Source organism: Terrimonas ginsenosidimutans (assembly GCF_022012415.1).
GTDB classification, from domain to species: domain Bacteria; phylum Bacteroidota; class Bacteroidia; order Chitinophagales; family Chitinophagaceae; genus Terrimonas_A; species Terrimonas_A ginsenosidimutans.
This window is the reverse complement of record NZ_JAKLTR010000022.1, coordinates 64,753-80,332: the sequence shown is the minus strand read 5'-3', so window position 1 is coordinate 80,332 and position 15,580 is coordinate 64,753. Positions and strand designations below refer to the sequence as shown.

Annotated in this window: 17 protein-coding genes; 6 read left to right on the top strand and 11 right to left on the bottom strand. The window is 46.2% G+C overall.

The window, feature by feature from the left end; genetic code table 11:
- Window positions 1-160: 160 nt before the first annotated feature.
- From ftsY to LZZ85_RS24880, 7 genes are all read right to left on the bottom strand, one after another.
- Complete coding sequence (gene ftsY / locus LZZ85_RS24910; protein WP_237876345.1) at window positions 161-1,126, bottom strand: signal recognition particle-docking protein FtsY; 966 nt, start codon at window positions 1,124-1,126, stop codon at window positions 161-163.
- Between the two features lie 201 nt (window positions 1,127-1,327).
- A complete protein-coding gene (locus tag LZZ85_RS24905; protein ID WP_237876343.1) occupies window positions 1,328-1,501 on the bottom strand; it encodes a DUF4295 family protein in 174 nt (57 codons plus the stop codon).
- Window positions 1,502-1,565: 64 nt separating this feature from the next.
- Entirely contained in the window at window positions 1,566-1,748 is a 183-nt protein-coding gene (rpmG, locus tag LZZ85_RS24900; protein ID WP_038102283.1) for a 50S ribosomal protein L33, read from the bottom strand.
- A 77-nt stretch (window positions 1,749-1,825) separates the two neighbouring features.
- A complete protein-coding gene (gene rpmB / locus LZZ85_RS24895) occupies window positions 1,826-2,062 on the bottom strand; it encodes a 50S ribosomal protein L28 (protein ID WP_237876342.1) in 237 nt (78 codons plus the stop codon).
- A gap of 211 nt (window positions 2,063-2,273) precedes the next feature.
- The gene (locus LZZ85_RS24890) at window positions 2,274-3,383 is read right to left on the bottom strand and encodes an AI-2E family transporter (protein WP_237876341.1); all 1,110 of its coding nucleotides are present in this window, start codon (window positions 3,381-3,383) and stop codon (window positions 2,274-2,276) included.
- A 115-nt stretch (window positions 3,384-3,498) separates the two neighbouring features.
- A complete protein-coding gene (locus LZZ85_RS24885; RefSeq protein WP_237876339.1) occupies window positions 3,499-3,951 on the bottom strand; it encodes a VOC family protein in 453 nt (150 codons plus the stop codon).
- A 98-nt stretch (window positions 3,952-4,049) separates the two neighbouring features.
- The gene (locus LZZ85_RS24880; RefSeq protein WP_237876338.1) at window positions 4,050-4,304 is read right to left on the bottom strand and encodes a hypothetical protein; all 255 of its coding nucleotides are present in this window, start codon (window positions 4,302-4,304) and stop codon (window positions 4,050-4,052) included.
- Window positions 4,305-4,406: 102 nt separating this feature from the next.
- Between LZZ85_RS24880 and LZZ85_RS24875 the strand changes: the two genes are divergently transcribed.
- Entirely contained in the window at window positions 4,407-4,871 is a 465-nt protein-coding gene (locus LZZ85_RS24875) for a hypothetical protein (protein WP_237876337.1), read from the top strand.
- A 183-nt stretch (window positions 4,872-5,054) separates the two neighbouring features.
- Here LZZ85_RS24875 and LZZ85_RS24870 read toward each other — a convergent pair whose 3' ends face one another.
- Window positions 5,055-6,416 (bottom strand): S41 family peptidase, encoded by a 1,362-nt coding sequence (locus LZZ85_RS24870; RefSeq protein ID WP_237876336.1) that lies wholly within the window; start codon window positions 6,414-6,416, stop codon window positions 5,055-5,057.
- Window positions 6,417-6,590: 174 nt separating this feature from the next.
- On the opposite strand from LZZ85_RS24870, the gene LZZ85_RS24865 reads away from it, so the two are divergent.
- Entirely contained in the window at window positions 6,591-6,965 is a 375-nt protein-coding gene (locus tag LZZ85_RS24865) for a YccF domain-containing protein (RefSeq protein WP_237876335.1), read from the top strand.
- Between the two features lie 165 nt (window positions 6,966-7,130).
- Here the strand turns inward: LZZ85_RS24865 and LZZ85_RS24860 are convergent, their stop codons facing one another.
- The 3 genes from LZZ85_RS24860 to LZZ85_RS24850 form a co-directional block, all read right to left on the bottom strand.
- Entirely contained in the window at window positions 7,131-7,925 is a 795-nt protein-coding gene (locus LZZ85_RS24860; protein WP_237876333.1) for an SDR family NAD(P)-dependent oxidoreductase, read from the bottom strand.
- 62 nt (window positions 7,926-7,987) lie between these two features.
- Window positions 7,988-8,428, bottom strand: coding sequence for a DUF6526 family protein (locus LZZ85_RS24855; RefSeq protein ID WP_237876332.1), 441 nt, complete (start codon window positions 8,426-8,428; stop codon window positions 7,988-7,990).
- Between the two features lie 153 nt (window positions 8,429-8,581).
- Entirely contained in the window at window positions 8,582-11,008 is a 2,427-nt protein-coding gene (locus LZZ85_RS24850; RefSeq protein ID WP_237876331.1) for an outer membrane beta-barrel family protein, read from the bottom strand.
- Window positions 11,009-11,185: 177 nt separating this feature from the next.
- Here LZZ85_RS24850 and LZZ85_RS24845 point away from each other — a divergent pair, with 177 nt between their 5' ends.
- The 4 genes from LZZ85_RS24845 to lpdA all read left to right on the top strand — a co-directional run bounded on the left by LZZ85_RS24845 (window position 11,186) and on the right by lpdA (window position 15,535).
- Window positions 11,186-11,785 (top strand): TetR/AcrR family transcriptional regulator, encoded by a 600-nt coding sequence (locus LZZ85_RS24845; protein ID WP_237876330.1) that lies wholly within the window; start codon window positions 11,186-11,188, stop codon window positions 11,783-11,785.
- Window positions 11,786-11,838: 53 nt separating this feature from the next.
- Window positions 11,839-12,579 carry an SDR family oxidoreductase gene (locus LZZ85_RS24840; protein WP_237876328.1) on the top strand — a complete coding sequence of 247 codons (741 nt, stop codon included), beginning with the start codon at window positions 11,839-11,841 and terminating at the stop codon, window positions 12,577-12,579.
- Between the two features lie 94 nt (window positions 12,580-12,673).
- Complete coding sequence (gene fabF, locus LZZ85_RS24835; protein ID WP_237876327.1) at window positions 12,674-13,918, top strand: beta-ketoacyl-ACP synthase II; 1,245 nt, start codon at window positions 12,674-12,676, stop codon at window positions 13,916-13,918.
- A 213-nt stretch (window positions 13,919-14,131) separates the two neighbouring features.
- Window positions 14,132-15,535, top strand: a complete 1,404-nt coding sequence (gene lpdA / locus LZZ85_RS24830) for a dihydrolipoyl dehydrogenase (RefSeq protein WP_237876326.1) — start codon at window positions 14,132-14,134, stop codon at window positions 15,533-15,535.
- The last annotated feature ends 45 nt before the right edge of the window (window positions 15,536-15,580 follow it).

Genomic DNA, 15,580 nt, shown 5'->3' with positions numbered 1-15,580 from the left:
ATAAAGAAGGTTTTAATGTTTAAAGGTTTAATAGTTTGAATATTATCTATCTGCTGTTGATTAAATGTCTGCAGGAGTGTATAACTCCTGAAACAACAAACCTCAAACCAAATACGCAAACTTTTAAACTATTAAACCTTTAAACTTTAAAACTTATTGTTCAGGACTTTTCCAGGTTGAAGAGGCTATCCACAAACTCGTGTTTATCGAACACCAGCAGGTCTTCCATTTTCTCTCCTACGCCGATGAATTTCACGGGGATCTTGAACTGGTTGGCGATGGCGAGGACAACGCCACCCTTTGCGGTTCCATCGAGTTTGGTGATGGCAAGTGCAGAGACATCGGTAGCTGCAGTGAATTGTTTCGCCTGTTCGAGTGCGTTCTGTCCGGTTGATCCGTCCAGTACCAGCAGCACTTCATGCGGAGCATCGGGGATCACTTTCTGGATCACGCGTTTGATCTTTGAAAGCTCCTCCATCAGGTGCGCTTTGTTATGCAGGCGGCCTGCAGTATCGATGAGAACTACCTCCGACTGGCGGGCAACGGCACTTTGAGCGGTGTCAAAGGCAACGGCAGCGGGGTCAGAACCCATATCCTGCTTAACGATCGGCACACCGACACGCTCACTCCAGATCGTCAACTGATCTACGGCTGCCGCACGGAATGTATCGGCCGCACCCAGCAGAACCTGCTTACCGGCTTTTTTGAAATTATAGGCGAGTTTGCCGATAGTAGTCGTTTTCCCAACTCCATTCACCCCTACAACCAGTATGATGTATGGCTTTGCGGGCAAGGGCGTATCAAATGCATAACTATTTGCTTCAGGGGCATCTACAAGGATTGCTTCCATTTCTTCCTGCAATTGCCTGTTGAGCTCAGCAGTATTCATGTACTTATCCTTAGCCACTCTTTTTTCAATGCGTTCAATGATCTTAACGGTGGTCTCAATTCCCACATCGGCCCCAACCAGTGCTTCTTCAAGATTATCCAGCACTTCTTCATCCACTGTGCTTTTACCGGCGATTGCTTTGGTGATCTTTGAAAGAAACCCCTCTTTGGTTTTCTGCAGGCCCTGGTCCAGCGATTCCTTTTCTTTCTTCCCAAACAGCTTATTAAAAAGACCCATTCGATTCCTTATTGATTGTTAGTTAATACCGAGGAAAAAAGGAAAAAGCTAAAATTAAAAAGTAAAAAAGAACCTCTGCAAAGAGGAACTTCTGTTCCACGAACTGATATTTTTAGTTTTGACTTTTGACTTTCACATCGTAAACAACAAAAGCCACCCGTAATCACGGATAGCTTTTAATATCTTTCACCTGCACAGAAATTACTTCTGAGCCAGGAATTCTTTGATCTTCTCTTTGTGAACGATATTCTCTTTGAAAGTGTAGGCGCCAGTTTTAGGGCTTCTTACGGCCTTGATAACTTTTGTCCAGTTCTTAGCTTCAGCAGAAGCTTTAAGATCTTTTACTTTCGCGTTTTTAGAAGCTGCTTTTGCCATGGTCTTATGTTTTATATCTATTGATTACAGGTGGCTGCCCACCGGAAGATAATAGACGGTAAACTTATTTAATTTCTTTGTGAACAGTCACCTTTTTCAGGATCGGGTTAAATTTTTTCAACTCCAATCTTTCAGGATTGTTCTTTTTGTTTTTTACCGTGATATAACGGCTGGTGCCAGGCTGACCACTTGTTTTGTGCTCAGTGCATTCCAGGATCACTTGTACACGGTTTCCTTTCTTTGCCATTGTATTTATTTATTGCTTTTGCGGCGCGTCATAACAGGCAGCATCTACCGGTTACTATTCACCAACCTTTAACCGGATTAGATTTTTTCTCCCTGCGCTCTCAGTTCTTTCACTACGCTGTACAAACCATTCTTATTGATCGTACGCAGTGCGTCCGTAGAAAGTTTCAGCGTTATCCATTTGTCTTCTTCTACAAGGTAGAATTTCTTTTTCTGCAAATTAGGCAGAAAACGACGTTTGGTCTTAATATTAGAGTGAGACACTTTGTGCCCACCGATCGGCGTTTTACCTGTAACCTGACATACTCTTGCCATGACATTCGAAATTTAGGACGGCAAAGGTAGTGATTAACGGTGAGAATAATAAGGAGAATTTGAAAAAAATCAGTTTTTGGCCGCCCTAAGTTACCAACACCTGTGTACAAGTGCAGTAGAAAGTCAAAAATAAATAATAAAATGGCCCTGGATTATTTTGTAAAACGTTAATAATTAATGAATAGTATTTTTAATCTTTACTTTTGAATTTTTACTTTCCACTGTCCTTCCCTTTCTCGATCATCTTCCTTTTCCTTTTATTCAGCATCGTCAGATCGTCACCCATCAGCATTCCCCAGGGCTTCAAGTCATCGACACGATCGAAAATAGCCTTCATAATGGCTATGCCGGGGATTGAAAGGAACATTCCCGAAACGCCGGCCAGCGCCCCTCCTATGAGCACCCCGATAATGCTCACTAACGCATTGATTCTTACCTTACTGCTCACAACATAGGGCATCAGGAAATTGTTATCGATGAATTGTACCACGATCAGGATAAGACCGACCCAGAGGATATCTGCGATCTGCGTAGCGCTGGTGAGGGTGATCACCATGCATAAAACCGTTGCCACCAGCATTCCTACATACGGGATCATGTTTAAGATCGCAGCCAGCACAGCCAGGAAGATCGCGTATTTAATGCCGATAATGAAGAATCCTGCCGCATTCAGCGCCGCCACGATCCCCATCTCGATCAGCAATCCCACCATATAGCCCTGGACGATGGTCTTTGATTCCGCCATCACTTCCTCTACGCTCGACCGGTGGCGGTCTCCAAAGATGTCCAGGAAAAATTTCCGGATCAGCCCGCGGTAGTACATGATCAGAAAAGTATAGATAGGCAATAAAATCACCATGAGCAATGCCGACGCTGCTGAAATAAGGGTAGTTCCTACCACACTGCTGCCTGAGTCTTTCAATCCGCTTGTAGCGTCCTTCACAGCTTTATCCTGCTCCTTATAGCTGAAGTGGAAGGTATCACTGATCCATTTCTGAACGGTATGCAGATGATCGTTAAAATGCTGTTTGATCGCAGGAAGGTCTTTCACAAACACTGCGATCTGGGAGGAAAGGAAATAAATAATGCCGCCAATTACGAGCAGCGCCAGCAAAATAGCCAGTAACATTGCCGGTACTTTCGGAATACCCCAGCGCAGAAGACGGTTATTCACCGGTAATAATAAAATGGCCAGAACGATGGCAAAGAATAATGGCATCAGGATGTCCTGGCCGATAAAGATCAACCCTCCCAGAAGAATAATAGTGAGAAGGTTCAGTGAGAATTTAATGTAGAATGGCGGTGCTTGCTGGCTGGTCATGTGTAGCAGTGTTTCTACTTTGGGAAGTAAAACTGTACCAAGTTTATGCTGACGCCTGGATGAACCTTCGCGCGCAGAATCCTAAAAAGCACCGGCCGCCTTTTTATTTTGGTATTCAACGATTATCCATCGCTTCCATCTCTCTTCTCGCCAGTTCTTCGGCTGAAACATCTTCTACGTGCGTGGCGATCCACCATTCATTGCCCCATGCATCGCGAACTCCCCCGTTGCGGTCACCGTAAAACATGTCCGCAGGTTCCATTAATGACATGGCTCCGGCTTCTATCGCTTCGCGGAATACTTTATCACAATCCTCCACATAGAGGTATACAGAAAACGGCTGTGCCTGCCATTGCTGATTTGCCTGGAAGACCATAATGATAGTATCGCCGATCTTGATCTCTGCCACATGAAAACTGCCATCTTCCCGCTTTATATTTCTCAGTTCTTCCCCTTCATCTATTGCTCCAAATACTTTTTTGAGAAATGCAACGCAACCAGGCGCATCTTCTACACGGGTACAGGCAGTGACGTTATGAAAACCCTGCGGTTTGTATGGTACTGACATAGTCTTTTTCGATGTTCATTCATAAACCATACCCAAGATCCTTCGAAGAAGGATTTTCCTGAACACATCTTCTCCTTCAGAAAGCAACGACGCACGCTTTAGTAAGACCGATGATCTTTTTTGCAATAGTGCCTCGGAGAATCCGGATTGATCACGCAACCGCCAAGCCTCAACTCGCCTTTCTCCGCACGCCGAACCGCGATCGCCGCAGGACGCCCATAAAGTATCGGAATGGAGTTCTTACTGGTTTTGCAGACCGGGCAAACCGGCCTGGTGGCGACCTGATCGGCCTTCTTTTGCCCAAATGCACAGATTGTCAACAAAAACAATGGTAACACAATAATTTTTTTCATGACTGCTTTTGGAAATGATGCGATTGTTCTCTACTTTACACAGAACAGCATACCGGTAGCCGGAACTGTAAGTTTTTATTAACAAGCCAATATCCATTAACTATGAGAAACACTCATGTGCCCCACCTATGCCTCAATTGTAATGAAGCATTGACCGCTCCGGAGATCCATCTTTCTGTTAACCGGCTTGGTCACCCGCTTTGTACTCCCTGCCAGCATGATCTGAAAACAAAACTCGAACAAACATCCCGCGAAACAGTAAAGCTTTATTTTCTATTGAAGAAAAGAGGAATAGCTGTTGAACTGGAAAAAGACGACAGTCAGAATTCCATTGACATTGCGATCGTGAATGCAAAGGTCAATATCGAAGTAGACAAACCTCAAACGTCTTACAACCGTGCAAAAGCGATAGATGAACTGAAACGCCGTTACTACTCTTTTGAAAAAGGTTATTATACCCTGCAGATCCCAAATGCGCTGGTGGCGTATGACCAGGATGATGCAGTATCATTTATCGAAGAATTTTTACAGGTAAGTTGTCAACCCAGGTCATATTACCATTGTTAAGCTATGAAGGGTTGATCGGCATAGCAGTAACGCAAAGGACCGCAACGAAATACAAAAGATAAAAACACAAAGGCCAGTCTTCAACGACCGGCCTTTGTGTTTCATCTCGTTCTTTGAGGTCTTTTACGTCCGTTACATCACTCTATGCAAGTCTGAGTTAAGCTGATTAGTACCGGAAGAGGATCACGGATGGCTTTTCTCCAGGTCCCTGATCACGTCTTCTATGGCCCGGTCAAGCGGAATGAAGATGTCCGGCGTTAACCTGTTTCCTGCATCTTTGCCCAGTGGTCTGATCCATTCTTTCACGCCAAAGCTCACTGCCAGTTTTGTATTGGGCAATGCTGTTCCATACATTTCCCCGAAGTGGGTAGGATGTCCTTCCAATGGCTCTTCCCCTATAAGTTGAGCGAGCTTGCTGTCTTTGATGATGGTCGCAAATATGATCGCGCTGGAGAAAGTTCCGCTACCGATCATGATGTACACTTTACCCTTAAATGGATCTTTTACACCTTGCATCCACGGTGTATCCGGACCTGAATGCATGACTTCACCCGGGTTCAGTTTCTCATAATCTTCATTCTTTATTCCCCAGCTTTTAATAAGGTCGAGATATTCATTGCTGCGGCGCCAGCTCATCCTGTAGGAAAGATATTCACCCTTGTAAAACTGCCTGATCAGGAAATCGCCAAGTGCGGAATTCCCGCCCGTATTGCGGCTTACATCGATCACGATCCGTTTTACACCATCCTTCTTTGCAAGAAGGAAAAGACTATCCGCGGCACGCTCATACGCGGTAAAAGCAGCCTTTCCCCGTGCGCCGAATGAGCAGGCGTTGATGTAGCCTGTTTCACTGATCTTCCGGTAAGATAATAACTGATCGCAGCTGACAGTTCCGCCAAAAATCGACTTAAGATAATTCTCCCAGGACATATAACGGATGCCGGTCACTGTTATTGATCGCCCCGCGGATTCAACCCTGAACTCCTCTTTCAACTTTCCACTTATGGAATACAAATAACCGAATTGCTTAAGGGCGTTCCGCTGCCGCTGATCCGGATATCCTGTAGTGTATTCAGCCGCCCGTGCTACCAGTTCTTTCACCTTTATCCCGTTGATGGCGGTGATGGCATCATTTGCTTTCAATCCGCTGCTTACAGACAAAACGGTATCTATAACGAACCCCGCTCCCGATTTCTTTAAGGTAAAAGGGAGAAATACTGACCGGTCATTGTAAGTGTAGAGTTCCTTCGGCAAATTGATCTGCGCGTGCTCATCCGAAAGATTTGCTACCATCGGCCGTATCAACTGGTAAAATTCCAGGGCTGTCATGGGTTCCTTGATCGACTGATCTGCTTTCTCAAAAAGCTTTGCATAATCTTTCCTTGAGATCTCCGTGAACGGATCTGCATGAACATCGAAAAGTTGTTGTTTCAGGTAGGCCAGATCCTGGTGAAGAGCCACCGGGCTGAACTTTTCTGCGGTTTGACAGACAGCGGTCAGCGTTACAAATAAAAACGCTGAAATCATCAGCAATGTTTTTCTCATGATTAGATAAACTTCGGTTTTCGGGTCAAACGAACGGGATCATGATTTTGTTACTGCCAAAAGATGAGAAACGGCTGATGCGTGATTTAAGGGTTCCGAAGTGTGGCAACCCTTCATTTAAACGAAAACTGCGGATAGATCATACCGTAGTATCTTTATGTCTTAAACAAGGCTATGAATTTATTGGGGAATCTTATCTGGCTGATCTTTGGTGGCTTTTTTGCGGCTGTCGGATATTTTGTGGGAGGAATCGTGTTATGCCTCACTTTCGTTGGGCTTCCATGGGGACTTCAATGTTTCAAAATGGCGGGGATCGTCCTTTTCCCTTTTGGGAAAAAAGTGGTCAGCGACTCCAGCGATGCAGGCTGTCTCGGCATGTTCTGCAATATCATCTGGATACTTTGCGGCGGATGGTATACAGCCCTCGTTCATCTTGTAATGGGATTTCTCCTTTCTCTGACCGTCATTGGCCTCCCCTGGGGAAGACAACACTTCAAACTAATAGAGATCTCGCTGATGCCATTTGGGAAGAGAATGGTGTGGGATTAGTTGGGGTTTCATAAGTTTAGAGCTTGGGAGGTTTTACAGGTCCCATAGGTTTCGGAGCTTTTAGACTACTAAACTTTTCTGCCGCCGAAACATCAATCCAACTTTACGTCCCTGACACCTTTATAACCTCCCAAACCTACCAAACTCCCAGTCCCTACCGCCTCCCTACAAAATCCCTCTCACCACTCCACCATCCACTCTGAGCGCAGCACCATTTGTGGCAGACGCCAGTGGGCTGGAAATATAGGTGACCATGCTCGCCACTTCATCTACAGAAGAAAAGCGTCTGAGCAGTGAACTTGGCCGCGCCGTTTCGAAAAAATCTTTCTCTGCTTCTTCAAATGTTTTATGCTGTGAAGCGGCAAGTTGTTTTACAAACTCTTTCACTCCTTCCGATTCCGTAGGACCGGGCAGTACGCTGTTTACGGTAACTCCTGTTCCTTTTGTAAGTTCAGCCAAACCACGGGCTATCGCCAGTTGCGCTGTTTTGCTCATTCCATAATGGATCATTTCTTCCGGGATCTGCACTGCGGACTCACTGGAAATAAAGATGATCCTTCCCCAGTTGCGGGATAACATTTTAGGAAAAACTTCACGCGCAAGCCTCACTCCACTCATTACATTCACTTCAAACATCTCGAACCATTTTTCATCAGTGATCTCAACGAATGGCACTGGTTCAAATATGCCTGCATTGTTGATGAGTATATCCACATCCCTGACCTCGTGAAGAAGATCGTTGATCTGCGTTACCTTGGAAAAATCGGCGGCTAATCCCTTCACATCACCCGATGGCACGAGGGTTTTAAGCTTGTCGACAGCCTCATTCACCTTTTGCGGGTTTCGCCCATTGATCATGACCGACACACCTTCCTGTAATAATTGCCTCGCGATGGCAAAACCGATACCCTGGGTTGATCCGGACACAAATGCCGTTTTGCCTTTCAATTGCAGATCCATAATGCTACAGTTTTGTTATATGAATAGATATAGTAACAAGAATATCTCCGGAATGTTTTCCGCTACACGCGCATATGGTCAGGCTTCCATGATCGGATCTGCTTTTTGATCTCGCCGGGGGATAGTTGTTCTGCCAGAGCGCGGTCAACAAGGCCCGGCAGCTCCTCATCTGATGCAAACCTGAGCGCAGCCAGCTGCCCGAAGCTTAACCTGTCTTCCAGCAACTCAAGCCTTTTCTGCGTAAGTGTATAGTAACGGAACCGCAATTCAAGCCGCACGGTCCTGTTCTGGTTGATCAGCCCATAATGCTGGCGCATCATAAAAGACACCCAGATCAGCAGTACGATGATACCTGATATTACCCACCACAGTAATGAGGAGTCTGCCCCGCTTGTAAAAGCTGCTTTCACTGCTATGATCAGCAATGCCAGCGACAAGGGATAAAAAACGAAATGGTGCGGTACATAGTACCTTACATGGTTGGAATAGCTTTGCTCTTTCATACATGGAAGTTAAGAAGAGCGATCGAGATCAGCCTTCTTATCCTTAAGACCATCCCTGTATGGTCTGTAGCCACGCGCCTGCACAGGACCTCTTCCGCCTGACCGGTAAAGAGCACCGTTGGAAGATGGAAAGAGATAAAAGTGTGAAAAGTTTTAGTTGACCGAACCTGCGCGTTCAATAAGTTCCTGCGCACTGCCGGAAGACCGCTTCATTTGCTTCATGGTTTTCCCGAAACGCCAGGTAAATGAAAGCGTTGCAACACGTGTGTCACGCATGAGCTTGAAATATTCGATTGATTTTTCGAAGTATGACCATCCGGCCATTGCCTGCGTGTAGAAGATGTCGCGCACCACCAAACGAAGTGTTCCTTTGTTTTTCAGTACCTGTTTGGATACTCCTGCAGCAAGTTGCCCTGTCGGATCCAGCACTTCCTGCAGATCGTTTTGTGCGCGCGTTACAAGGAACCCGCTCAGCTCGGCAGACCATCCTTTTTTGAACCGGAACTGGTTGTTCATGCTAAAGGTTCCCTGGTTGATCGTCGCCTTGTACTCTTTCCATAATGTGCCTTCAATCATCTTTCGGTTGAATACAGCCTGACCGGATAAGGACCACCATGACGCGACCGGTAACTGAATGCTCATCGAAACTCCCAGATTGCGCATCTTACCCACGTTGCCCTCCGTATACACAATTGTTCCGTCAGGATTAGTGAGAAAGATCTGTGAGAAATAATCATTCGTAATACTGTAGCTCACTCCGGTTGAGAGAATGTCCTTATACTGGTGAGAGATCTCTGTATTCCAGGTGTATTGTGGCAGAAAATAAGGATTACCCTGCTGGAAAGTATACTTATTGATGATGAACACAAACGGATTCAGCTTCTGAAAACCCGGCCGGTCGATCCGTCGGCCTGCCCTGAACGTAAAAGTGTTGATTGAATCAGCCTCATAACTGACGAATAATGTCGGAAACAAACTGTGATAGCGGCGATTGAAGGACGAGTCCTTCACTACTGCGTTGCCCAGTTGTTTGGCTTTGTAGCTGGTATACTCATACCGCAGCCCACCCTGTGTACTCCAGCGCCCGCTTTTCAGGTTGAAGCTGCTATAAAGAGCATGGATATCTTCTTTGTAAAGGAAGTGATTGCTTTTGCCCAGATCGTCTTTCCATACATTCCCATCGAGAAATTCATAGCGGGCAAAGTTGTCCGTATTCACGCGCGAAGTTTTCCAACCAGCCTCCCAGAGCACTGATCTGAATTGCTTGGAATAGTCGGCCTTCGCAGAAAAGATCTTTATATCCGAAGGTATGCTGCCACGTGAAGCATCCGGCTTACTTCCCGCAACCGAAGAAAGATTTTCAAATTGCTGATCGTTGTAAATATCATATCCAATCAGATCAACATCCGCGGCAAGTTCTTCTTTTGAATTGAAGGAATGGCGCATATTGACATTCAACCCACCTTGTTTCAACCGGCTGGAACTATTACTGGTAGTAACAATCGTAGAGTCTGTCACTCCCGCGGCATTTTTCCAGGAAGCATTTGCCCGCCCGCTGTTATTACGCGTAAGATATGTACCGGTGAACGCAAAGCCAACAGTAGTCTTCCTGCTCATCGAATAATCAACACCCGTGCGGAGATTATGTGTAACGCCGGTACCCAGTGTATTGTACGGTTGTTCCAGCACCGACCCTATTGTTCCGTTCGCATTATAGTTGGTACGGATCGCCCAGAGATCCATCAAATATTTATTCGCATTCACACTATAGTTAAAGAAATAATTCCAGTCACCACTTCTATAGTTCAGAATAAGGCTGTTGTTATTTTTATACCGCTTACCGTGACCAAGCGCAACGGTCAGCGTACCATTGAACCCTTTCTGTTTTACTTTTTTCAACCGGATATTGATGATCCCTGAATTTCCTGCCGCGTCATACTTTGCAGGCGGATTATCCATCAGTTCGATCGTTTCAACCTGTGTGGCATTCATCCCGGTAAGCAGATTCTGAAGATCACTTCCGGAAAGCTGCGTCAGTTTTCCATCGATCATCACCTGCACATTTGAACGGCCTTTCAGGGAAACATTACCGTCACGGTCAACTGTTACGCCGGGCGATTTTTCCAGCACTTCCATCACAGTAGCACCTGCATTGGTAATCCCTGCCTCCACGTTGATCACCGTTTTATCGGGCATGAACTGCACCAGCGGCTTTTTCGCGGTGACCGTTACGTTGCCGATCAATCCGGCCGCAGGTTGTAAAGTGATCACGGTCTGAAATTCAGGCCGCGAACTAAGATCTATCAATGCACTGTGATGTGTTTCAAAATTGATACTGCTGACCTTCAGAATATAGCTGGCAGGCGCCAGGTTGGTGAATGCAGCACGGCCAAGACTGTCCGTTATCAGGGTTTGAGCAATACTGGAATCCGGCCGCAACAAACTCGCCGAAGCAAACGCTACTGCTTGTTTTTCAGCAGATTCAACAGTAATGCGGATCTCGCCACCCGTTTGGGGCTGGGCCTGAAGGCCGATAACACAGCTCCAGCAAAAAATCGATAACAGTATTATTTTTCTCATGCAGTTGAAAAAGCTAAACTACCAAAAAAAGCACGGATTGACGCCCGCAAACGGTCCAACGGTCAATTTTGGGTGTTGAACTGAAATATCCCGGAGGATTTTACATGATGTTAAAATCAGCGCCAAAACTTGGCAGAATATACCGAACGGTATATTTTTACATCGTCATTTAATAATATGTCAGTCAGTAAATCGGAAAATACAAGACAACTCATCATCGAAAAAGCCGCTCCCTTCTTCAACAAGAAAGGGTATGCAGATACTTCGCTGAGCGATGTAACTGCCGCAACAGGTCTGACCAAAGGCGCGATCTACGGCAATTTTGAGAATAAAGATGAACTGGCCCTTGCCGTATATGATTACAATCATTCGATCCTTCTCAAAGGGCAGAGTGCCGCCATGGCTTCCGTTAGCGATGCAATTGAAAAGTTACTGGCAATGACCGCTTTTTACCGCCAGGAATTCCGAAGCGTATCATTGCGGGGAGGTTGCCCTGTCATGAACGCGGCCGTTGAAGCTGATGATAATTTCCCTGCTCTTAAAACCAAGGTAAAAGCGACGTACCGGGGATGGAGAAAAGTGATAGCACAAACCATCGAAGAGGGTAAAAAGCAAAACCGTATTATCGAAAAAGCTGATGCTGACAAATACGCCGCTGTATTCATCGCACTCATAGAAGGCGGCATCCTGCTCGCAAAAGCAATGGATGATAGTTCCCTTCTGAATAACAGCCTGGAGAAGATCGATGATCTGATCATTGGAGAATTAAAGAAGTAAATTTTTTTAACCATAAATATACCGATCGGTATATTATTATAAAAACAAGTACAATGAACACAACAAATAACACAGTCCTGATCACCGGTGGTGGTTCAGGAATCGGATTTCAGACCGCAGCTTTACTCGCCGCTCAGGGTAACCGCGTGATCATTACGGGAAGAAACAAAGAAAAACTGGAGAAGGCTGCGGCACAGATCCCTGGCGCTACTGCCATCGTCGCAGACATTACTGATGCAGCAGCTGTTGATTCACTCGTTGAGCGTATACACCGGGAATTCCCCGATCTGAACATATTATTCAATAATGCCGCACATGCGGTGGCGTACACTCTTTCAGCCAGTGCAGATGCTTACAGTAAAGCAGCTGATGAGTTCAATACGAATGTATTATCTGTCATCCGTCTGACCGAAAAGCTATGGCCTCTTCTTGAGAAACAGCCGCATGCCGCCATTGTGAATATTACCTCCATCGTTTCGATGGTGCCAGGGCTTCGTATCCCAACATACAGTGCAACAAAAGCTGCGCTTCACTCCTATACCCAATCCCTGCGCGTTGCGTTAAGCTCCACAAACGTGAAAGTTTTTGAAGTAATGCCACCCCTGGTAGATACTGAATTTGCGAAAGAACTCTCCGGCTCAAAAATGCAACCTGCAGACGTAGCCTCCGAAATAGTCACTGGTATCGCCAACAATATCTATGAGATCCACATCGGCGTCACTGCGGCATTCCGTCAGCTTTTTCTTCAATCACCCGAAACAGCGCTCAGGCACCTCAACAACCTTCCTGAATAACTGTTCAAACGGTTGAACCTTCAAACCTGTAAAACCTTTCAAACCTCTCAAGCGTTTAGTATTAAACGCTCAAACATTCAAACTTTTAACCTATATGAAACGAGTAGTCGTTACCGGCACTGGTGCGCTCACCCCGCTTGGTAATACGAGCAATGATTTCTGGAACGCCTTGCTGAAAGGTGTCAGCGGAGCTGCTCCCATTACATATTTTGATACTACGAAGTTCAAAACAAAATTCGCCTGCGAATTAAAGGATTTCAATGCACTCAATTTTATAGAAAAATCCGAGGCACGCCGTTATGACCCATTTACGCAATATGCGCTCATTGCAGTGGAGGAAGCGCGCATCAATGCGGCAATCGATTTTGAGCAGCTGAATAGGAACAGGATCGGTGTGATCTGGGGCTCTGGCAACGGAGGCATCAATACTTTCCAGCAACAGGTGACTGAATTCGCACTTGGTGATGGTACCCCCCGGTTCAGTCCGTTTTTTATTCCTAAAATGATCGCGGATATCGCGTCTGGGGTCATCTCGATCCGGTATGGACTCCGGGGAGTAAATTTCACCACGATGTCTGCCTGCGCCACATCAAACACGGCGATCATTGATGCAATGAATTATATCCGTTGGAATAAAGCGGATATGATCATTACGGGTGGCTCGGAAGCCCCGATCAATGAAAGCTCTGTTGGTGGGTTTAATGCAGCAAAGGCCCTCTCCACCAGGAACGACTCTCCGGCCACCGCATCAAGGCCGTTTGATACAGACAGGGACGGTTTTGTAATGGGTGAAGGTGCTGGTGCCCTGATTCTGGAGAGCCTGGATCATGCATTGCAACGGAATGCGCCGATCCTCGCCGAGATCGTTGGCGGTGGAATGGCCGCGGATGCATACCATCTGACCAATACCCATCCCGAAGGTGAAGGTGCTTACCTGGGAATGCTGGCCGCCCTTGAAGATGCAGGATTGCAGCCATCAGATATCGACTACCTGAATGCGCACGCCACCTCCACTTCAGTTGGCGACGCCAGCGAGTTGATCGCTTCCAAACGGGTATTTGGAGAAAACAGCAAGCTACATATCAGCGCTACAAAGTCGATGACAGGCCACCTTCTTGGTGCAGCCGGAGCTGTCGAATCGATCGCTTCTGTAAAAGCAGTACAGGAAAACAAGATCCCACCAACCATTAACGTGCAGAATCCGGATCCCGCATTCAAAGATATTTTCGACCTGACACTCGGAAAAGCTGTAGAAAAAGAAGTGAACTATGCAATGAATAATACGTTTGGCTTTGGTGGTCATATTGCCACGACGATCTTTAAGAAGTACGCCCCGTGAGCCGATGGCTGATGACCGATGGTCGAATCCATAGTGACATTCTCATCAGCCGAGCGATTTGCCTTCCAAAAGAGTGATTTTCGGCCATCTGCCATCGACCATCGGCCATCGAAGCTTGGTTTGCGTAATTGCCCGTTTTCAAATAACTTCGCGCATCATTTATGCACAGACGCCAAAAGCTGAAAATGCATTCATTAAAAATAATTAAGAATTATGGCATACGATGTAGTTGTTCTCGGTAGTGGTCCAGGCGGTTACGTGGCGGCTATCCGGGCTTCCCAGTTAGGATTTAAGGTAGCGATCATTGAAAAAGAAAGCCTCGGAGGCATCTGCCTTAACTGGGGTTGTATTCCTACCAAAGCTTTGCTGAAAAGCGCTCAGGTTGCTAACGATATCAAACATGCGGAAGCTTATGGTATCGAAGCTACAGGAACACCAAAATTCGACGCGATCATCAAACGCAGCCGTGGTGTGGCAGACAAGATGAGCAAGGGCGTTCAGTTCCTGATGAAGAAGAACAAGATCGACGTGGTAATGGGCTTCGGTAAACTCGTCGCAAAAGGCAAAATTGAAGTGACAGATAAAGACGGAAAGAAAACAACCGTTGAATCAAAATATATCATCATCGCTACAGGAGGCCGCAGCCGCGAACTTCCAGCACTGAAACAGGATGGCAAGAAGATCATCGGCTACCGCGAAGGTATGTCTCTCGCCACTCAACCCAAAAGCATGATCGTTGTCGGTAGCGGCGCGATCGGTGTTGAGTTCGGTTATTTCTACAACAGCATCGGTACAAAAGTTACCATCGTTGAATTCCTTCCGCGCGTGGTGCCTGTTGAAGACGAAGACATCTCTAAAGAACTCGAGAAAAATTTCAAAAAACAAGGTATCGAGATCCTCACCAACAGTGAAGTTACTTCTGTTGATACATCCGGTAACGGCGTAAAAGCAAAAGTAAAAACTGCAAACGGTGAAATTACCGTCGAAGCGGATGTTGTACTAAGCGCTGTAGGCGTTGTTGCAAACATTGAAGGCATCGGTCTCGAAGAACTCGGTATCAAAACTGATAAAGGCCGCATCACTGTCGATAAGAATTACCAGACCAGTGTTCCTGGCGTATATGCGATCGGTGACTGTGTACCTGGCCAGGCTTTGGCACACGTTGCATCTAAAGAAGGTATCATCTGCGTAGAAGCGATCGCTCACGGAGAGAAAAAATACAACCACCAACCCGAAGCACTTGATTACAATAACGTACCGGGTTGTACGTATTGCTATCCGGAGATCGCGTCTGTTGGTTATACAGAAAAGCAGGCGAAGGATGCCGGCTACGAGATCAAAGTTGGCAAATTCCCGCTCAGCGCATCTGGTAAGGCATCTGCTGCCGGCCATGCTGAAGGATTTATAAAAGTGATCTTCGACGCTAAATACGGCGAATGGTTAGGGACACATGCGATCGGTTACAACGTCACTGAGATCATTGCACAAACTGTTACCGCGCGCAAACTCGAAACAACGCATCACGAAGTACTCAATAGCATTCACCCTCACCCAACCATCAGCGAAAGCGTTAAAGACGCGATCGAGGTTGCGTATGGCGAAGCGATCCACCTCTAACTAAAAGAGAAAGAGGCGAAGGAAGAAAAGAGGTTATAGAAAAAT